This window comes from Sphingobacterium sp. UDSM-2020, from assembly GCF_016132525.1.
Lineage (GTDB): Bacteria > Bacteroidota > Bacteroidia > Sphingobacteriales > Sphingobacteriaceae > Sphingobacterium > Sphingobacterium anhuiense.
Window position 1 is genome coordinate 4,244,386 of the sequence record NZ_CP066166.1, and the last position, 18,935, is coordinate 4,263,320.

19 protein-coding genes are annotated in these 18,935 nt (G+C 38.5%); 6 read left to right on the plus strand and 13 right to left on the minus strand.

All coding sequences use genetic code 11. From position 1 onward, the window contains the following. Positions 1–25: 25 nt before the first annotated feature. Together JAZ75_RS17805 and JAZ75_RS17810 are read right to left on the minus strand one after the other, a co-directional pair. Entirely contained in the window at positions 26–1,123 is a 1,098-nt protein-coding gene (locus JAZ75_RS17805) for a FecR family protein (RefSeq protein ID WP_208697192.1), read from the minus strand. 163 nt (positions 1,124–1,286) lie between these two features. After that, entirely contained in the window at positions 1,287–1,811 is a 525-nt protein-coding gene (locus JAZ75_RS17810; RefSeq protein WP_208697194.1) for a sigma-70 family RNA polymerase sigma factor, read from the minus strand. A gap of 341 nt (positions 1,812–2,152) precedes the next feature. Between JAZ75_RS17810 and JAZ75_RS17815 the strand changes: the two genes are divergently transcribed. From JAZ75_RS17815 to JAZ75_RS17825, 3 genes are all read left to right on the plus strand, one after another. Beyond that, complete coding sequence (locus JAZ75_RS17815; protein ID WP_208697196.1) at positions 2,153–2,527, plus strand: hypothetical protein; 375 nt, start codon at positions 2,153–2,155, stop codon at positions 2,525–2,527. 146 nt (positions 2,528–2,673) lie between these two features. After that, positions 2,674–3,054, plus strand: coding sequence for a hypothetical protein (locus tag JAZ75_RS17820; RefSeq protein WP_021192078.1), 381 nt, complete (start codon positions 2,674–2,676; stop codon positions 3,052–3,054). 31 nt (positions 3,055–3,085) lie between these two features. After that, positions 3,086–3,973: an AraC family transcriptional regulator gene (locus JAZ75_RS17825; RefSeq protein WP_208697198.1), complete on the plus strand. Its 888-nt coding sequence runs from the start codon at positions 3,086–3,088 to the stop codon at positions 3,971–3,973. Positions 3,974–4,120: 147 nt separating this feature from the next. Here JAZ75_RS17825 and JAZ75_RS17830 read toward each other — a convergent pair whose 3' ends face one another. The 9 genes from JAZ75_RS17830 to JAZ75_RS17870 form a co-directional block, all read right to left on the minus strand. Then, a complete protein-coding gene (locus JAZ75_RS17830) occupies positions 4,121–4,612 on the minus strand; it encodes a c-type cytochrome (protein WP_232789251.1) in 492 nt (163 codons plus the stop codon). Positions 4,613–4,663: 51 nt separating this feature from the next. Continuing rightward, the gene (locus JAZ75_RS17835; RefSeq protein ID WP_317192266.1) at positions 4,664–5,629 is read right to left on the minus strand and encodes a transporter; all 966 of its coding nucleotides are present in this window, start codon (positions 5,627–5,629) and stop codon (positions 4,664–4,666) included. A 62-nt stretch (positions 5,630–5,691) separates the two neighbouring features. Further along, positions 5,692–6,756 carry a cytochrome-c peroxidase gene (locus tag JAZ75_RS17840; RefSeq protein ID WP_208697207.1) on the minus strand — a complete coding sequence of 355 codons (1,065 nt, stop codon included), beginning with the start codon at positions 6,754–6,756 and terminating at the stop codon, positions 5,692–5,694. A 3-nt stretch (positions 6,757–6,759) separates the two neighbouring features. After that, positions 6,760–7,641, minus strand: a complete 882-nt coding sequence (locus tag JAZ75_RS17845) for an MbnP family protein (protein ID WP_021192083.1) — start codon at positions 7,639–7,641, stop codon at positions 6,760–6,762. Further along, positions 7,622–8,734: a cytochrome-c peroxidase gene (locus JAZ75_RS17850; protein WP_208697209.1), complete on the minus strand. Its 1,113-nt coding sequence runs from the start codon at positions 8,732–8,734 to the stop codon at positions 7,622–7,624. Before JAZ75_RS17850 ends, JAZ75_RS17845 begins: the two co-directional genes overlap by 20 nt. Before the next feature lies 1 nt (position 8,735). Next, positions 8,736–9,602: an MbnP family protein gene (locus tag JAZ75_RS17855; RefSeq protein WP_208697211.1), complete on the minus strand. Its 867-nt coding sequence runs from the start codon at positions 9,600–9,602 to the stop codon at positions 8,736–8,738. Positions 9,603–9,636: 34 nt separating this feature from the next. Then, on the minus strand, positions 9,637–10,470 hold the full coding sequence (locus tag JAZ75_RS17860) for a FixH family protein (RefSeq protein WP_208697212.1): 834 nt from the start codon (positions 10,468–10,470) through the stop codon (positions 9,637–9,639). 24 nt (positions 10,471–10,494) lie between these two features. Beyond that, positions 10,495–11,154 carry an SCO family protein gene (locus JAZ75_RS17865; RefSeq protein WP_208697214.1) on the minus strand — a complete coding sequence of 220 codons (660 nt, stop codon included), beginning with the start codon at positions 11,152–11,154 and terminating at the stop codon, positions 10,495–10,497. Positions 11,155–11,345: 191 nt separating this feature from the next. After that, the gene (locus JAZ75_RS17870; RefSeq protein WP_208697215.1) at positions 11,346–11,555 is read right to left on the minus strand and encodes a hypothetical protein; all 210 of its coding nucleotides are present in this window, start codon (positions 11,553–11,555) and stop codon (positions 11,346–11,348) included. 555 nt (positions 11,556–12,110) lie between these two features. Here JAZ75_RS17870 and JAZ75_RS17875 point away from each other — a divergent pair. Next, complete coding sequence (locus JAZ75_RS17875; RefSeq protein ID WP_208697216.1) at positions 12,111–12,821, plus strand: type 1 glutamine amidotransferase domain-containing protein; 711 nt, start codon at positions 12,111–12,113, stop codon at positions 12,819–12,821. 483 nt (positions 12,822–13,304) lie between these two features. Here JAZ75_RS17875 and JAZ75_RS17880 read toward each other — a convergent pair whose 3' ends face one another. After that, positions 13,305–13,496, minus strand: a complete 192-nt coding sequence (locus JAZ75_RS17880) for a hypothetical protein (RefSeq protein WP_084825366.1) — start codon at positions 13,494–13,496, stop codon at positions 13,305–13,307. A gap of 392 nt (positions 13,497–13,888) precedes the next feature. Between JAZ75_RS17880 and JAZ75_RS17885 the strand changes: the two genes are divergently transcribed. After that, on the plus strand, positions 13,889–14,338 hold the full coding sequence (locus JAZ75_RS17885; RefSeq protein WP_208697217.1) for a hypothetical protein: 450 nt from the start codon (positions 13,889–13,891) through the stop codon (positions 14,336–14,338). A 352-nt stretch (positions 14,339–14,690) separates the two neighbouring features. Beyond that, positions 14,691–17,387: an alpha-L-rhamnosidase gene (locus JAZ75_RS17890; RefSeq protein ID WP_232789252.1), complete on the plus strand. Its 2,697-nt coding sequence runs from the start codon at positions 14,691–14,693 to the stop codon at positions 17,385–17,387. 347 nt (positions 17,388–17,734) lie between these two features. Here JAZ75_RS17890 and JAZ75_RS17895 read toward each other — a convergent pair whose 3' ends face one another. Continuing rightward, positions 17,735–18,790, minus strand: a complete 1,056-nt coding sequence (locus tag JAZ75_RS17895) for a serine hydrolase domain-containing protein (RefSeq protein WP_208697218.1) — start codon at positions 18,788–18,790, stop codon at positions 17,735–17,737. Positions 18,791–18,935 lie beyond the last annotated feature (145 nt).

Below are 18,935 nucleotides of genomic sequence, written 5' to 3' on the forward strand. Positions count from 1 at the left end.
TTAAATAGTGATTGATTTTATGGATTTATAGTTGATCGTTGCTGTATTCATTTTGACGATAGATGGTATAAGAACCATCCGTTTCTTGTACATAGCGCAGGTTATTAATCAGACAGATGACTGCAAGTACGTCTTGTAACTGTTCAAGTTGCGGGTTTATACTGCCAGTGTATTGGATTTTGGAAATGTCCTGTTTGCCTATTTTTATAGGCGTGTTATAAGTCGTGCTGAGGGCAGTAAAAACCTCCGACAAAGGTATATTGTTTAGTTCAAGCAAGCCGTTGGGCTTGTTCTGACTCGGGGACTTGCTCGTACTTGCTTCTTTTTTTACAGTACCGCTGTGATGCGCTACGAGATGCATGTTTGCATCAAAAGACAGGGACTCACCTGCATTTTTTAGGAAAATATTTTTAAATGTAGGAATGGCCATTATAGATGCAACAACAATCTTTCCGGTGTGTAATTGCACAGCTATATATTTTGAGCTGCTGCGCGAATCAATGGTAAAGGATGTACCTAAGGCGGTCGTTTTTGTTGCACTGGCGTATACGCTAAATGGGCGGGAACCATCTTTGTATACCGAGAAATAAGCTTTTCCATTTAAATAGATCTCCCGGCTGTGATCTGTGAAGTACTGCGGGTAACGTATGGTACTCTGCGCAAATAGTTTGACAGTAGATCGGTCGGGCAGGGTATACGTTTGGATTGAGTTTTGGTTATTGGTTACTGAAACCCAGCTCGTATCTTTTTTGAGATCTGTTTTTTCCTTCCGCTCAACTAAAGTTGGACTGTTGTTATCAAAAGCTGGTTTTATCCATAGCCACATGCCCAACGATACGAGTAGCAATGCTGCAGCTGCCGCGTAATAGCTAAATCGCTTGAGGTAAATGTTGTTATTCTTCTTTTCCTGTTTTTGTTTACTTTCCGTGCTAATTTCGTCATGAATATAATACGCCATTTTAGTCGATGGGATAAACTGGTCAGCATCTCCCAGATGTGATTCCCATTCTTGATCGGGAAATATATCATCAATTATGGATGGATCTTTCCATAGTTGCTTCCGTATGTATTGCTTGTCAAGACGATTTTGCTGCTTGCCTGTTTTGTTTTTTCTGAACCTCATAATAGCATTACGTGGTTCAAGGGGATATCCCTAGCGACTTAACAATTATTTAATTTAGGAATTAGCAGGGGGAAGAGCTTTTTGATAGCTATGTGTCTTGTTGTCAGTGTGATGTGTTGTAAGGAAGCGAATTTATTTTTTAATCGATCGCTCGGATATTATTTTATAGCATAATGGAATAAAGATGCTGCTTGAGTTGCATCAAGGCTTTACCAATATGGTGTTCGACCGTTTTTGGAGAAATGGAGTAGAGTTGTGCGATTTCTTTATGTGTTAACCCTTGTTTCCGACTCAGTTCAAATACCAGGCGACGCATTTTAGGCATATTTTCGATATCCTGCTCCATGATCTTCAAGAGATCTTTACTTTCAATCGCAGTAATTAAGCTGTCCGTGAATGGGGTATTTGCCGATTCGCCTTCATATTTAAAACGGTTGGACTCTTTTCGGAGCAGATCGATCATGACTTGTCTGGCCATTCCAAAAATTTGGATATGAATTTCTAGATGATCATTTAATTGCTTACGTTGCTTCCATAGTTTAATGAACGTGAGTTGGGTTACTTCTTCAGAAATGTATTCAGAACGCGTTTTCAGTATAATAAAGCTATAAATCTGCTGGTGATATTGTTCATAGATCTGATTAAAAACTTTATGGTTATCTTCTTTTATCGCTTTAATATGTTCCATACTTGAACAAAGTTAAAATGTCCGAGCTGATTAATGATTAAGCGAATATTATGATTATGTAAACAATCTATCCATTTAATCTTGAGCTATAGGAGTAATCCGTGGTTTTGTGAAATGTCTTGTTGTATACCATAATGGGAGTGAGGATTTTTTTTCTGATCAACTGTATGTTTCAAAATATGTTTATCGCTATTTGCGTATTCTTCTAATTAGATATGGAAAGCGGCTTCATCCTGATATGATATTACGGCAGGTACATGCCTATTATTGGGATGAGCGAAGTTATTATTTAGCTCTAAAACTTTTTTAAGTTCCTTATTAATGTATTATCTTTGAACTTTATGAAAAGAGTACTTTTATATTTCTTATCTACGCTCATGCTTATTCAGGCATGCTGGGGTATAATGATTATAAGTGCTTTTTATATCAATCGTGATTATATAGCGCAATATCTTTGTGAAAATAGAGATGCTCCTCTATTGCATTGTCAGGGTACCTGTGTCTTGATGAAGAAAATGAAAAAAGCACGTGAGGATGAAAGGAAAAATACGGAAAATAAAATAAAGGAATCGCATGTATTTGTTGTAGCACCGGTTGCTGTGCACGCTTTCCCTTCGTATCAAAACAATGCTTTTGTAAAAGCAAATTTTGATATGCGAAAATCACACTATACTTTTGATCGTGTTCATCGTATTTTGCGTCCACCTAGTTGTTAATACCCTCATCGAGTCTTTCTGACTAATAATCTCGCTATCTCTGTTTGAAATAAACCGATAGCTAGGCCCCCTTATTTATTTTGCATTTCTCGTGTTTGATAGTCAATATTCATGACTGCAGCATGCTAATATTTATACCGTTTTTAATGCGCGTTAAATTATCGATACTCCTTGTCTTGGCCATTTTCATACAAGCGACTAGCTGTACCTGGATCTGTGTTGGTTTTGAGCTCAATCGCGAATATATTACAACAGCATTGTGTATAAACAGATTTACTCCTGCAGTGACCTGTAGTGGATTCTGTTATATCGATAAGCAGGTGGAAAAGGAAAGGGAACAACAGGATCCTGCTCCTAAAGCGAAGCAGATCGATCTGAGTGTTTATCTTCCGCTGACCTGTTTTTTAGTGAAGTCTGACGATGATTTTACTGATTTGCGATGCTCCGACGTGTTTTTCCGACGCTATCTCATTTTGGAGGGAACGGATAGCCTTATTTTCAAGCCACCCATTTTGTTTTTTGTTTAGTCGGTTATCTCACTTTACAATTACATTATTTATGGTTATTAAAACAGAAAATATCAATACATTCACATTAAACACTATTGATCCCGATCATATTGGGTTAGTTGTCTTCGATCTTAAAGACGACTACAGCTGTTTACAGCATTTGCATTTGACAAATCGAAGATCATTTTATACGGTCATCTATTTGATATCTGGAACTATGCAGCTCTCTATCGAGGGTTATTTGAGTAAACTGGAATGTCAGCAGGTTATCTCTTTCGGTCCTGGTACAGAACTGCAGTTCCCAATTGAAAAAGAGCAAAAAGAAGGTTGGATCGTTCTATTTGAAAAACCTTTTGTCACAGCACGTTACACTGATCATGTCCTGCATCATTTTAACTTTTTAAAGAAGCAAAAGGTGGAGCCGCAGCATGTTCCATTTTCGGAAGGGCTGGGCTTGTCTATGATTTTGGAAACGATGCAGCGAGAATATGCGTATAAGCATCCGGATGCGAAGGATATATTGCGTTCATATCTCCATATATTTTTAGGAACACTGGGTAGAAGTATCTTTCCTGAAGCTATTGTCGGTGTTAAAAACGAAAAGGAAGAGAAGGTTCTTTCTTTTGAGCGCCTTATTAGCGAGCAATATGCGAAGGAGCGTTTACCTTCTTTCTATGCTGATCGGTTATTTATTACGACCAATTATCTCAATCGCTTATGTCAGGAAAGACGCGGTAAATCTGCGGGTCAATTAATCCGTCAATATGTGTTGCTGGAAGCAGAAAACCTACTGATTCATTCCGGCAAGAATATTTCGGAGATATCTTTTGAGCTGGGATTTGAAAATGTATCTTATTTTATCACATTTTTCAAAAAGAAATTTGGCATTAGTCCAGATGGATTTAGAAAAAAGAATAGTAAGATGTCAAGATCGTAAGATCCTGTTTTAATCGCTTACAATTCCTCAATACACGCTGAAGTTGTATTGAGGAATATTTTGCGCTATCGTGATAAAGGTTGCTGCTTCCTTTATTGATGCTATTGGTTGCAGTTTATTTTTCCTTGATAGAGGAGCTGTAAATGACTATTTGGAATCTTCCTGTCTGAGGTATTCCAGAATTGCTACTGCTTCTTGGGTTTGCAGTCCTAACGCGGTCATTGTTCCGACGTAAGATTTACTGAGTAATTGCGCATCAGGGTCCTCCGCTAACATCTTATCGGGATTCAAGATCATGTTCATCATCCATTCTGGCGTTCTTTTTTTTGTGACGCCATAAAGAGCTGGACCTATTTTATCTTCCTTGATTTCATGACACATCGTGCACTTAACAATGAATAATTTATTGCCTTCATCGGCTAATTTTTGATCGAATGGTTTGTGCTCAAAACTTGTGATGCTCCCAATACCTTTGTTTCCTTGTTTTAGAAAGTCTGTTATCGGTGTTACAGTTGTTTTTTCTTCCGTTTCAGATTCTCCAATTTTAGTCTTGGAGTCGTTGGTGTTGTTGGTCTGACAGGCGATCATACCCAATGTGCAGCAGGATAGGAGCATGAAAAGTGTACTGATAAATTTCATAAGTTATTGTTTTTAGTAATTGCTACAGTTTTTTAATAATATTTTTTTGTGTTAAAAGCTGAAGGACAAATGAGTTAAAAACCGATTGCCAGCTTCAACACGCCCTCCTGCAAGATTTTGATTTAAGGGAGATTGATAATTTCCACCAAATGATATTTTCCCCATATTGACTTCTACACCCACTATACCGGTCGTGGAATTTCCTCCAGATTGTGCGACATCATATTTGCCAAATACGACATCCTGTGGCTGTGTTTCATAGGTGATGCCGGCATTTGGCGCTATGCGTACTTTATTCTTCACATTAAATTTATAGTACGCGAGTGCATTGGCTGTAAATTTATTAGCATACCTGTAATCGTATTTGTTTTCCGTATTCAGTTTATAGGTTGTATTGACATTCACGCCCAGATCCATGAGCCTTACATCATAGGCGAGATTGAACATAAAATCTGTACTGGCAGTTCCTAGTTGGAAATTGTTTGGCGAGTCCTGTGCGGCATTACTGCGTTCGCCGGCATCATACCTTCCAGTGGGGGCTTTGACACCAGCACCTATCCATAGGGAGTGGACGAGCATTTTATTGGATGCGGTGCCTTTTGCCTCTTCAAATATTTTGTAATAGCCCATCGCTACGACATCACCCATTCCATTTTTTTTTCCTTGTTCTCCACTGCCCTTTATGTTGCGCGTATTGAAGTTATAGGGCAAAATTGCCATGACTCGCCAACGCTGACCAATATTCCATGCTCCCCACATTTCCATGCTTTGATAAGTTTCATCGGCGGTAATTGGAGTCCGGTTGCCGGTAGGACCTAAGTGAGAAAGCAGTGATTTATGCTGATATCTTAGCCCTATAAACCGCTTGTTGAAATCGGGGAGGATGCCGATGTAATAACTACCTACGCCACATCCACAGATGTCACAGGCTTTTGATAAGGGGATCATTAGGCCACATGCCATGACGGTTAATAAGGTGTAAATTATTGCTTTACTTTTTCGATTATCGTTATTCATTTGTGTCTTATTTTATGATATTATTCATTAAAATGTATGGTTTAATTGGCTAAGGAACTTGCCTAATTCACAACAAATCCTGATTTTATTTCTGGTTCTGCCAGTAGTTTATTTGTGAGAAAATCACGGTCATCCAATGTTTTTAGAAAAGCGATAAGATTATCCTTCTGCTCTTCTGTCATTTTTATGCCCAGTGAGCCGTCAGCCTGTCTAAAAATAGGATCGAGGGTTGGAGAGTCGACCATGCCTGTACGATAATGTTCAATGACCCGGTTTAAGGTCAGGAAACGCCCATCGTGCATGTAAGGGGCGGTATAGGAAATGTTGCGAAGGCTAGGCACTTTGAATTTATATCGGTCAGCGGCATTTAACGTGACGGAATCACGACCCGTGTCATTTACTCTATTGGGTGCAAGCCCATTATTCCGGTAGCTTCTGTCGGTGAATAAAGGTTCGCTGTGGCATGAGGAACAATTTTTCTGATAGAACAGATAGCCTTTTTCTTCCTGTTTGGTAAAGGCATAACCTGCTTCTTTGCGCATCACATGATCGTATTTACTGTTACTGCTTACAGCCATGAGCATGTATTGCGATAGGGCTTTGAAAAAACGAGCATCTGTTATTTCATCTGTTCCAAATGCTTTTTTAAACAGTGTTGGGTAGTCGGGATGTGCTCTTAATTTTTTGAGCACGTTGGGCACTGTTTCATCCATTTCAACAGGGTTTGTGATCGCGTTTACTGCTGCGAGATCTAAATCAAATACGCCTCCGTCCCAAAAGAATTCTTTTTGCCAGGCCATGTTCATAATAGGCATGGGATTGCGTATGCCTAGCCGATCGTCAATACCATGGCTCACATCGTGACCATGATGGGTGAATGCAGCAGACTGGATGTGGCAACTGCCACAGGCGATGGTATTATTACGGGATAAGCGCGGTTCGAAAAAGAGGCGTTTACCTAGTTCAAATCCATCTTTTGTGATCGCGTTTCTAGTAAAATTATAAACTGGCTCCGGAAAATTATTTGGTTTTACAAAGCCTGTGAAGAGTTCCGGTAGTGCATCTTCACCTTTCTTGCATGCCCATACGAGGACTACAATTCCAATTAGTACGAATATTTTTTTCATCTTTTATAATTCGTCTTCACTCTTTACAAAATTTTCAGTGTGATCATGTGTGAAAAAATGTGGGAAATTATTGGCAATATTGACACTATATTCACTGAACATGACATTGGGATGCTCGACGATGCTGAATGTATGGGGGCCATTGAATATTTTCATGATATCAACAAACAGGTGGACATTACTGCGCAAGCCTGCTCTCACCTGCGCTATGCCCGCAGTTTTAAGATCTACGGTAATTGTCTTGATATTGTTCAAGGTAGGGGCATTGTATCCTCCAAACCCACCGATATGGTATTTGAACTGTTTATTTCCAGTGGGATCTCCCTGTTGATTGTCGGAGATCAAATCGCAGTAACCTTCCATCTTAAAGAAGATATAACCGCTGTTCCATCCCCAGTACATACCTCCACCTTCGTGTCCTTCTTCTGGATTAAAGGACAATACACCAGTCCGCTTTTCGACTGGCATTGTATTTCGTAAACTGTCCACTCCAATGATAAATTCGACTTTTTCATAGTTTCCTTCGGGTACTTTTACTTTCGTAAATCGTGTGGTACGATCTGCTGCATTCACTAAGAAATAACTGTCATCCTGAGGTACTGTATAGCTGCTGCCATCTGCTTTATAGAGTTTGATGTTGCTGATGAAGTATTGTAGTAATTTAATTCTAAAGGATTCTCCCTTTGCATTTTTATAAACCCGGGGTTCGAAGCCTAAAGTTTCTTCACCTACAATGTTGTCAAATTCGATGGAAAACTGCCCGGTCTTTTCGGCATCGGGAGCTGGTGCATCTTTTTTACTGCAGGCAGTTATAAGGGCGATGATGAGTAACATCATCGCTGTAAGTACGATTTTATTGTTTATGTTATTTTTTTCTGTTTTCATTTTTATTCGGATTAGAAAAATTGGTTTCATTTAAAAATATCTCATCTGTAAGTGCCTCCAAGAAGGATTTTATATCGTTCATTTCCCCATCGCTCATTGCTATGCCAGGATTTTCATTTTGATCGTAAAGAAGTCGGTCTGTGACAGGACTATGCTTAATGCCGGATCTATAGTGCTGCAACACCTGATCAAGCGATGTAAATCTTCCATCGTGCATATATGGGGCAGAGCGTGTTATGTTTCTCAGTGTTGGTGTCTTAAAGGCTCCGAGATCTCCTGGATTAAAAGATATGCGATAACGTCCGCGATGTATCCATTCGTTCGAGTCATCGGTAAAGTCATCGTCAATACCATTATTATGGAAAGCATTGTCTGTGAACAGTTCACCACGATGGCATCCACCACATTTTTGTATGACGAGATGCATGCCACGTTGTTCACTTGCTGTGAGCGCCTGCATATTTTGTCCACTTCGATAACTGTCATAACGTGAACTGGCCGATATTAAGGTTCGCTGGAATTGCGCCAATGCTTTTGCTGCACCCTGTGCTGATGGTTTCTCATTAAAAGCTTGCTGAAATAAGTTGACGTAAAGTTCACTAGCCATCAAGCGGTTGGCCAAAGTGGCTAAGGACATTCCCATTTCATCGGCATGTGTAAGCGGTCCAAAGGCCTGTGATTCCAAATTTTTGGCTCCACCGTCCCAGAAAAATCCTTGGTCTGCCCATGCCAAGTTGATTAAAGTCGGGGAGTGTCTCTCCAGCTTCTTTCCAGATACACCAGCCGCAGTAAGGGCCACTCCATCTGCAAATGCTCGTTCTTGATGATGACAGCTTGCACAACTGACCTGCATATTTGCAGATAACAAAGGGTCATAAAACAACTGACGACCTAAATGTACTCCTTCGACTGTGAGTGGATTATCAGGCATTTCGATTGGTCTGGGGAAATGTGGCGGAATTTTTAATAACAAAGGGGTAGGAGCTTGGTCATTTTCCAGGGTGCCCTGTTGCTCTTTTTGACAAGATATCATCAATACACTCACTACAAAGCAAATGATGGCTCCTATTTGTGATCCTTTGTTTTTATTCATCTTATTTCTTGGTTGCGGTAGCAGTTGTGCTTTTTAAAGTGATAGCCTTTGTCAGCAAATTGTTTTTTAGCTGTGTCATCAGCTCTTTTTGGGAAGCACTGATCAACCTGTTGGACCAAGGGTTTTCAATGTCGATTACTTTTTTAACATCCATTTCTAGGTTGATATTGGTCGTCATTTGAGCATTAATCGTGATTGCTTTGTCTAGCTTGATCTCTTTTTCAGCATAGAGATCATTGGAAGCGAAGTCCCAAAAGAATGTTTGTAAAGCCGGAGCTTCTGGAGATGCTTTTACCCAGGTCATTTTTCCATTTAAGACAAAGAATTTGTAACTGGTGAGCCACATCCAGCTTTCAAAAGCCATACCATTGAGAGCGGATAATTCTCCAGCGCGCAAGGTCAGATTGTCGTTGTATTTTGAATCAACTCCGATAGCAAATTTTACTGCCGTATATTCACCGGCGGGTATCGCTGCGATTTTAATCTCCTCTCTTTTATTTGCAGGATATTTCTTACCGAAGGATCCGTCCTGTACTGGAATTTCAACATTTTCCTCGATGAGATAGTAGGATTCGGGCACTTTAAATTCTTCACCAGCAACATTGACTAAACGAACGTTGCTCACCCAATAGCGCAGTTGATTAAATTCATATTTAAAGTCGAATTGTCCTGTGGTATTGGTGAATTTATAATCATATGCTTTGTTCAATTCGAAGTCAGCATCACCATATCGGGCATCAAATATTAAAGTGGTACTACCTGATGCTGCATCAATGTTAGGTTGAACGACTGTTTCTTTTTCACAAGCTGTTAATAAAAAGATGCACGAGAGGAGACTGCATACTCCTTGTTTTAAATAGTTTTTCATTTTCTTTGATTATTTTTTTGAATAGGATTGCTCTTTATTTTATCTTGATCGGGTAAATTAGGCTATCCTGAGCTACGGATTCTCCATTTTTAAGGAGCTTTACTTTTACGGTCCATTCGCCAGGCATCGTGAAATTGACTATTCCAGAATAGCGTCCGTTACCTTTATTTACCGCATTTTCATTCTCTGAAGAACCGTGTTTCATTGCGGGCATAAATGTTTCTACGGCTATGGTATAGTCATTAAGCTCTGTGAAGTTTTCCCTGTCCATTTTATGTAAGGCAAATTCGATCTTGTGTTTTCCTGCCGGCAGTTCAGGAGGAAGTAAACAGGATACAAATACTCGATCATCTGTTGCTGTACCAGTAGGTATTGTGCGTGGTATAGTAGTTTGTTGGACAGGTAGCGCAAAAGTTAGTGTATCCGTTTTATCTTTGCCTTTGAGAAAGGTTTTAAATAACCAGCCTTTGCCCATATCTTTCATGTTGGCCATGATAAATACCACATCCGCTTGATAAATACCTCTACCCTTGTTTACGAGAGGGGAATAAGGACCGCTATGTGCCATCATACCCATATCCATCTTAATTTCATAGTCCACTGCTAGATCCGATACCGGATTTCCTTTTCCATCTTCAAACTTCAGGTATAGGCTTTCAAATTTATTGGTCAGACTATCCGGGGTCCAGAGCGATACCTGATGTCCTTCAAAGGTTGTATCTGCTAGCATGATCATCTTAGATAGATCGGAATTATCAGTAACACTCTGATTTTCTATCTGAGATGGATTGGGTTTTGTGGCGTTATTACAGCTGTATACGGTTGTCAGTCCCAGAAATATGAGTGTGTTTAGTTTTATTGTATGCATATTTATTGATGTTATTTTAATCGGTTAACGTTTGTCTAATAATAGCTGAATGTCTTGTATTGCAACTTTGACTGAGTCCATTTCAATACCACTGTATACACCTCGCACATGACCTTTTCCATCTACGAGTGTAAATACTCCACTATGGTCAAAGCCCCCTGGCGATTCAGGGCTTTCTGTTGCGAATGAAAAATAACCTGCAGCTCCCGCGATATCATATACTGTTGATTTTGGGCCATTAACAAATTTCCACAAGTCTGGTGCACCCAATTTTTGTGCATAAGTTTTCAGAACCGACGGTGTATCATGATCGGGATCGATGGTATGAGATATAATAGCGAAGCGTGGTTCATGCTGAAAATGCTTAGCCACCTCCAGCATGTTTTTTGACATGATCGGACAAATGGTCGGACAGCGGGTGAAAAAGAAATCGGCAAGGTATATTTTACCAGTTAAATCTTCGTTGCTGATCCAGTTACTATCTTGATCGACAAAGCGAAATTCAGGTATATGATGGTATAGGGTATCCATTTGTGTAATACCATCTTTTGAAGTGGAAATAATTTCTTGCTCTCCTAAAATAGGCAGTTCTCTATTTTGGTTAGCTGATGTGCATCCTACTACACCCATGAACAGCGCAATAGATACACAGCCAAGAAGTGTATGTTTATATTTTGATAACATTTATCTTCGTGTTATGACTAATGATTTTGTATATGGCTAATCTGTGCAAGAGCTATTGCTCAAAATGAATACGATACAGCGTATCTATTCAAAATAATGAATAGCGTGTACTGGATAGCCTATATAGGTATCAATTAATGTGAAAAATGAAAAGACTCAAATGACAGATGATGTCACTTGTTTTTTTGCAACTAGATGGAAAAGAGGGGTGGGTGGAAGATTGTTTCTGCAAAAAGGAAAGTATAGCTCATATCTTGTGGATAGTGCTTGGTAATACGTCGTGAAATGCGGTTATTTTTCGGAAATTCGAAGGTGTCAAGATGATGAATAGAAGCTAACTGTTCTAAGTTAACGGTTGCTTGTTTTGCTTCTTTTTCAGCCTGCTTCTTCAGTTTTTTCATGAGTACGCATTGCCCGTTGCAGTGTAGAAGCGGTTTATCAATGTTCTGACAGGATTTAAGGTATTCGATCCTGTTTAATTTGTAATCAACGAGCATACCTATTTTGCTAAACGTCTGGAATAAGAACGTCATCAAGAGTATGGATATGGTCAATTGTTTCAAATCTGTAAATTTTAAACAAATATACCGGCCTTTTACAGATTGTAATTATGTTTTTCGTGCACATTGTATTGTGTTTCGGGACATCGTTCGGTTGTGGTAACCGTTATTCTGTAAAACTATTTTGAAATCGACCGTAAGTGCGATGTGATTTGTTAAGTGTTCTGTGAAGTATGACATATTATCAAATACATTGTTTGGGGTTTGCACCGTGTTGGTGATCTTTGACTAAAGAATACTGGGATTGAATGAAAATCCTACTGTTGTGCAGATGTTCATTAAGTGACATTTGAGGTATTTATTGTCCTAGATCAGGTAGTATGCCTGCAAACTTTGCTTTGTTCGAATTGTTATCTCTGTCTATTGTCATCCATGTTTACTTAAAGGATTTTTAAAATGGAAAATAAACGGAATATACTCATGATATTGAGCTCCCATGATAGAATGGATGGGACAGATAGTAAAACTGGGGTATGGTTAGGTGAAATGACAGACCCTTATTATAAATTTGAAGAGGCCGGATATCAAGTTCTTTTGGCCAGTCCATTGGGAGGTGAACCACCTCTTGATCCGATGAGTAAGTTAACCGAACACTTGACTAGTGATAACCGTAAGTTTCTGGATGATGAAAATGCACAGCAAAGATTTAAGAATACCGTTCAATTGGAAAGCGTTCAATCTTCTGCCTTTGATGGTGTTTTTATTCCAGGGGGGCACGGTCCTTTATGGGATCTGGCTCGACATCCTGAGGTGTCACGTTTACTGGCGGACTTTATCAAAGAGCATAAACCGATCGGGGCTGTGTGTCATGGTCCTGCGGCTTTAGTCGCCCTTGCACAAACAGATCCTGATTTCTTGGTTGGTAGGCACGTGACTGCTTTTACTAATATGGAGGAAAATCTCGTAATGCGAAGTGATTATATCCCTTTTAAATTAGAATCCAGATTAAAAGAATTGGGAGCTTCATTCAGTTCGGCTCCGGTACCTTTTGTACCGCATGTGGTGCGCGATGGAAACTTGGTTACCGGGCAGAACCCACTATCCGCTGGTCCAACAGCGACGAAATTGATTGAAGTGCTTCAAGAGATAAGTCCTAAAGATATTTAATCGTAAAGAAATGATAAGATTAGGGATGAAAGGGATGCTGTGTCAGTTAGAACGTTATTATCCTGTAGTTTTTTTTCAATGCAGTAATTGTATCACGGGTAATACAGAAACTGCTTTTACTTAAACAATTACTTGAAGAAAAATATTCCGCGGCCGCTGAAGCCAAAGATATTTTTATTCTCTAAATTTTGGGAGCTTTTATTTTTTCAATACTTAAAGTTCTAAAGGTTCAATCGCGGTGATTGAACCTTTTTTATGAAAATAATAGCGAACATTGTTTCATATATTTATTCGTTCCCCTAACTTTTTTTACATAAAGCTTCGTTAATTTTATTAAAATTATCAATGTTGTCCCCGCAGTTTTAATGAAAAATTCTGTCGTAAATCAATATAATAACTTTCATTCAAGCTTTTCTAGAGCGTTTTAATCGCATCTTATTGTTTTGGAAAGTGCTTATGCTCTTAATTGATATTTTAAAATAGTTAGCTTCTGAAAATTAGGTAAAGAAGTGCTACAGCAGGGAAGATGAATATGCCCAATATGACAGAACTGATGGGTTTTGCAAAATTCAATGTGTATCCGTGTATACTCGAGCGTGTTTTTGGTACTAATAGACGAGGGTCTGAAGGGTTATAATAGAATACACCGAACTTATAATTTTTTAAATTATCCATTGTTTGTAATTAATGATTTATAATTATGCGTGATAAAGCCTTTAAGTACAGCCCTAAACCCGCTTTTGGTTTCATACTAAAGGTAATATATTTCAAGGTTAATTTCAAATTTTGTTGCATTTTAATAGATTATGGCCATTGTAGAAGTAGACTTTTGTGCAAAACGGCAGAAGATATACTTTCATAAATACTCTTTTAAAATGAGGTGATAATGTAAGGGAATTTTCATAGTATGAATATGGGTCATTGATTAGATTGTTCGATTGTGAACAGGTAGTGTCCGATTATGGTTAACCTGTTGTTCTTATTATTCTTCAATAATCTGGTAATGAGTGAAATATGTTTTTGGTAGAATAGTTGGCATTGAGATTCATGAAAAATATAAATTAAAAATGATTATTCAATTTATTGACTCTACTCTTGGAAAAATCGCTAATCATGCATTGATTATTTTATTCAGTTTGTTGTTCATGCTAGCATATGATCAGCAGGAAAAAACGATAGCGAGCACAAAACTTGATGAAGGAGTTGAAATACTTAATTTTTTCTTGAGGGGCACTTATGGATCTGATCCCAGTTCTGAAGCTTCTCGAAATATTGATCGAATTGTTGAGGATGATGCATCTTATGAGAATCAAGACCTGATAAGCTTTTTTTCGCAAATAAGGGAGGGAAATAGCATTGACTATAATGCTGTGATGAGCCTAAAAATATATTATGATTATGATTTAAATTTAAAAATAGTTTATAACGATGGATCGTCTGAAGCACAATGGAATAATTATAACGCGATCAAGTATTTAAAGTTATTGCAGTATTTCATGGTAGGTGCGTTTTACTGAAAGTGATATAGTTGTGGCGTTATTGTGATATATTGAAGATGTTACGATCAACGATGCATTACTTTTTGTAGATATTGTTGAATTCAAGTTAGTAATAATTGATCATCTATCGATTTTGTTTTTTGTATCTTACAAGTTATAAAAATAAACTTTTTGTGTTGTTAACGTGCAGGAGCAGGTTGGTACGGGACAGTTATTGTATCAATAATGGTTATATTTGGTCTGTTTGCATACTATTTGGAACCCGTTTTATCTACGTCTAATTATAATTTGCTAGCATAATCTTTTTGAGGTTGATGTCTTGGAACGCGCGTTCCTATAGCTAATCTGAAAAATTGATAAATCTAAGCCAATGATGCATACAAGTCATACGCATATTGAAAAGATGAATAACAATAAATCAAGAATGAAAAATATACTATTGCTGGTGGGCTTATGTGCTTCCTGCAATCTTTATGGTCAGAAAAAGGGAGCTAACTTTGAACCTATCGCACTTCAATGCGAGCATCTGGTCAATCCATTGGCTATTGATGTGGAGCAACCCAGATTTACCTGGATGCTGAAAGACGATCGGCATGGGGCTAAGCAAGTGGCCTATCAAGTTGTAGTGGGAACTGACTCATTGTCAATCGTCAATAATAAAGGAAATATCTGGGATACTGGCAAACTGATGAAAGACAATATTCTTGTCCGTTATGCAGGTAAAGATCTTCATGCACTGACACGATATTTCTGGAAAGTTACAGTATGGGATAAGGATGGAAGACCAAGTAGTTCGGGCGTTGCTTCTTTTGAAACGGGCATGATGTCAAGGTTCAACTGGAAAGGTGCATGGATTAGTGATCATGCCAACGAAAATGATAAACCCGCACCATATTTTCGTAAAAAGTTTACAACGAATAAAACGGTTAAGTATGCTCGGGCTTACATTGCGGCAGCAGGTCTTTATGAGCTTTCCTTAAATGGAGCTAAAGTTGGGAAAAACGTCCTCGATCCTATGTATACGCGCTTTGATAAAAGGCTGTTGTATGTTGTCCATGATGTGACTGCGCAGATTAAAAGTGGAAATAATGCAATCGGAGTGGTACTTGGAAATGGTTGGTACAACCATCAGTCACTTGCTGTATGGGATTTCAACAATGCGCCGTGGCGCACCCGTCCTACATTTTGCATGGATTTACGTATTGTATATACCGACGGGACGGAAGAGACAATCTCATCAGAGCGCGATTGGAAAACTTCTTCAGGACCGATTATATTCAATAGCATCTACACCGGTGAACATTATGATGCGAGATTGGAGCAGAAAGGATGGGATGAAGCGGATTTTGATGATTCAAAATGGAATGGTGTGCGGTATCGCAGTGCACCTGCTGATTTGATTGTGGCGCAGCAGACGGTTCCAATTCGTATGGTAAATACTTTTACCCCAAAAAGCGTTAAAAGAATAGATGATAAAACCTACGTTTTTGACCTGGGGCAGAATATGTCAGGCATCACTAGAGTGAAAGCCAGTGGGACAGCAGGAACGGTATTAAAGATTAAACACGGGGAACGATTACATCAAGATGGGCGCCTGGATCAGTCTAATATTGATGTTTATTTTAGAGGTGACAAAGAGACTGATCCTTTTCAAACGGATATTTTAATACTGAGTGGCAAAAAGCAAGATGAGTTCATGCCAAAGTTTAACTATAAGGGGTTCCGTTACGTAGAGGTGTCCAGTAGTGAACCATTGGACTTAAAAGATCTGCATATTACATCGTATTTTGTCCATAGTGATGTGGCTGCAAAGGGTGAGGTTAAGACGTCGTCAAAGTTGGTCAATGATCTTTGGAAGGTTACTAATAATGCGTATTTATCCAATCTGATGGGGTATCCTACGGATTGTCCGCAAAGGGAAAAGAATGGCTGGACAGGTGATGGCCATCTGGCAATCGAAACAGCATTTTATAATTTTGATGGAATTACTGTCTATGAAAAATGGATTGCCGATCACCGTGACGAACAACAGCCCAATGGTGTTTTACCAGATATTATTCCAACAGGTGGCTGGGGATATGGTGATGCAAACGGGCTGGACTGGACCAGTACAATCGCAATTATTCCATGGCAGGTATATATGTTTTATGGCGATAACAGGCTTTTGGAAGATTCCTACCAGAATATTAAGAATTATGTCGATTATGTGGACCGTATCAGTCCGGAAGCATTGACTACTTTTGGGCGTGGAGACTGGGTACCTGTTAAGTCTACTTCAAATTTAGAATTGACATCGTCCATCTATTTCTATGTGGATGCGACAATTCTAAGTGCTGCCGCGAAAATGTTTGGAAAACAGGATGACTATGAGAAATATGATCGCTTAAGTAAGAAAATCAAAAAGGCGATCAATGAAAAGTTTCTGAATGTTTCTACAGGAATTTATGGAAGTGGAACGCAGACTGAATTGAGCATGGCCCTGCACTGGGATGTTGTTCCTGAAGATGTGAAAACAAAGGTCGCTTTTAATCTGAATAAAAAAGTTGAGGAATCCGGTTTTCATCTAGATGTTGGTGTTTTGGGAGCAAAGGCATTGTTGAATGCGCTCAAAAACAATGGTTATGAGGAGTCCGCTTATAAAGTAGCTGTTCAAGATTCTTATCCATCTTGGGGATGGTGGGTCGTTAACGGAGCTACTACGTTACTGGAGAATTGGGATCTTGATGCTAAGCGAGATATATCGGATAACCATATGATGTTTGGGGAAATAGGGGGCTGGTTTTTTAAATCTTTGGGTGGGATTTTACCAGATCCTGAACAGCCTGGATTTAAACATATTCTGCTGAAGCCCATATTTCCGAAAACATTGGATCATTCCGAGATTACACATGCTTCGCCGTATGGTGATATTGTATCTAAATGGAAAAAGAATAAGAATATTGTTACTTATGATGTAACAGTTCCGGCCAATGCAACAGCGACCTTTTTTCCTCCTAGTAATGCTAAAGAAAAGCAATCTATGGCGCTTGAGGCAGGTAAACACCGCATAAAAGTACAGCTATTATAGACAGAGATGCACCGGATGTTACTTTTTTGCTTTTAATCTATATCCGGATACTTGTACTGTTACTAGCAATTATGACCGATTTGATTATTCCAAACGTTATTGAAGTTATGAGCACAGTATGGCGGAGTTGTTGTCGAAAGGTATGTGATTACTTATCGTTTTGGAAGTTCTAAACTGTTCTGTCATTCAGAATAAATACGCTTATCTATGATTTGGTAAGCGTATTTATTATAGTAGTTTTTTAAATTTGCGGAGCTATTTAAAAAATGTGTAGTTAACAGGTTTGAAAATGAATACTTCATTGCCCACATTTCCGCTTGAATAGCCATGAAGTGTAGGCGTCATCTTCATTTCAAAAGATTGCTTTCTTTAATGATTCTTCTGATTTCCTGTTCAAAATGATAGGCAATATCAAAATTTTCATTCCCTACATTTTCCATTATGATAACACTGGTTTTTGTTTTTGGATAGTATAAATTAACCGCCGTAAAACCTTCTGATGGGTGAAATCCTGTATGGCCAATTTCAGCAATACTGTCTTTATCATTTATTCGCAAACCATAGCCGTAACCAATAGGATTTTTACTGAAAAGCTGATGTGTGTTGGTTATAACATAACTTGTCATCACTTTGTAGGTGGTAGGTTTTAGAACTTTTCCCTGATGTAAACATGCGTTCCATTTTGCAAGATCGGGTGCAGTAACAATTAAGTGACTGCCAAAAGTATGGCTAGCATCAAAACTTAATTGTTCGTTGCGTCTAAAAGTTCTGTCTTGTAGCACGGTATGTCCTTTTGTTAGTAATTGGCTATTGATTTCATTTGGATAATAGCTATCGTTCATGTGACAATTTTTAAATAGCGCTGTCACTAAAGCTTCAAAACTTTTCCCACTTTGCTTTTCAAGAACAAGTCCCGCAACATAATAACCCACATTAGAATAATTGAATGAAGATCCTGGTTTAAATTTCAATGGTTTGTCTATATCGTCGCTGTATAATCCTGAAGTGTTGTTGAGCAGTTGATGGACGGTGACGGTATCCGCCCAAGTATATTTCAAATCAGGCAAATATTTACGAATAGGTTTTTTCAAATCAATTTTCCCCTTTTCTACTTGCTGTAAAATAAGTGCTGCGGTAAATTGTTTGGCTATGGACATGGTAGAAAACTTGTCGTCCATTTTTAAGGGGATCTCTTTGCTGAAATCAGCTCGTCCATATGCTTTTGCATATTTTGTTATTCCATTTTGTTCAATGTAAACTACTCCATTAAAATCTCGTGGACTTTTAGTTAGCAGTAAACTATCAATTTTTGTTGAATAGATGTCTTTTAATTGTGCTGATGAATGGCAACTTGTCAATAGAACTGTTGTTGCAAGAAATATTAGTTTTAAAATTGGCTTCATTTAGCTTCGGGATATAAATATCAAAGTCTAGTTTTTAATGTCGGTCGATAATAGGTACTGAACGCGAATCAGTTCTAAAAAAATGGTTCTAGTATGCTCTTGATGTTATGATTAATAGTTGCGCTCTTTGTTTTGCTTGTGATCA

What these genes read in the sequence shown, in the direction of transcription:
- JAZ75_RS17805 (WP_208697192.1), bottom strand. Translation starts at nt 1,123, where the DNA reads ATGAGGTTCAGAAAAAACAAAACAGGCAAGCAGCAAAATCGTCTTGAC.
- JAZ75_RS17810 (WP_208697194.1), bottom strand. Translation starts at nt 1,811, where the DNA reads ATGGAACATATTAAAGCGATAAAAGAAGATAACCATAAAGTTTTTAAT.
- JAZ75_RS17815 (WP_208697196.1), top strand. Translation starts at nt 2,153, where the DNA reads ATGAAAAGAGTACTTTTATATTTCTTATCTACGCTCATGCTTATTCAG.
- JAZ75_RS17820 (WP_021192078.1), top strand. Translation starts at nt 2,674, where the DNA reads ATGCGCGTTAAATTATCGATACTCCTTGTCTTGGCCATTTTCATACAA.
- JAZ75_RS17825 (WP_208697198.1), top strand. Translation starts at nt 3,086, where the DNA reads ATGGTTATTAAAACAGAAAATATCAATACATTCACATTAAACACTATT.
- JAZ75_RS17830 (WP_232789251.1), bottom strand. Translation starts at nt 4,612, where the DNA reads ATGAAATTTATCAGTACACTTTTCATGCTCCTATCCTGCTGCACATTG.
- JAZ75_RS17835 (WP_317192266.1), bottom strand. Translation starts at nt 5,629, where the DNA reads ATGAATAACGATAATCGAAAAAGTAAAGCAATAATTTACACCTTATTA.
- JAZ75_RS17840 (WP_208697207.1), bottom strand. Translation starts at nt 6,756, where the DNA reads ATGAAAAAAATATTCGTACTAATTGGAATTGTAGTCCTCGTATGGGCA.
- JAZ75_RS17845 (WP_021192083.1), bottom strand. Translation starts at nt 7,641, where the DNA reads ATGAAAACAGAAAAAAATAACATAAACAATAAAATCGTACTTACAGCG.
- JAZ75_RS17850 (WP_208697209.1), bottom strand. Translation starts at nt 8,734, where the DNA reads ATGAATAAAAACAAAGGATCACAAATAGGAGCCATCATTTGCTTTGTA.
- JAZ75_RS17855 (WP_208697211.1), bottom strand. Translation starts at nt 9,602, where the DNA reads ATGAAAAACTATTTAAAACAAGGAGTATGCAGTCTCCTCTCGTGCATC.
- JAZ75_RS17860 (WP_208697212.1), bottom strand. Translation starts at nt 10,470, where the DNA reads ATGCATACAATAAAACTAAACACACTCATATTTCTGGGACTGACAACC.
- JAZ75_RS17865 (WP_208697214.1), bottom strand. Translation starts at nt 11,154, where the DNA reads ATGTTATCAAAATATAAACATACACTTCTTGGCTGTGTATCTATTGCG.
- JAZ75_RS17870 (WP_208697215.1), bottom strand. Translation starts at nt 11,555, where the DNA reads ATGAAAAAACTGAAGAAGCAGGCTGAAAAAGAAGCAAAACAAGCAACC.
- JAZ75_RS17875 (WP_208697216.1), top strand. Translation starts at nt 12,111, where the DNA reads ATGGAAAATAAACGGAATATACTCATGATATTGAGCTCCCATGATAGA.
- JAZ75_RS17880 (WP_084825366.1), bottom strand. Translation starts at nt 13,496, where the DNA reads ATGGATAATTTAAAAAATTATAAGTTCGGTGTATTCTATTATAACCCT.
- JAZ75_RS17885 (WP_208697217.1), top strand. Translation starts at nt 13,889, where the DNA reads ATGATTATTCAATTTATTGACTCTACTCTTGGAAAAATCGCTAATCAT.
- JAZ75_RS17890 (WP_232789252.1), top strand. Translation starts at nt 14,691, where the DNA reads ATGATGCATACAAGTCATACGCATATTGAAAAGATGAATAACAATAAA.
- JAZ75_RS17895 (WP_208697218.1), bottom strand. Translation starts at nt 18,790, where the DNA reads ATGAAGCCAATTTTAAAACTAATATTTCTTGCAACAACAGTTCTATTG.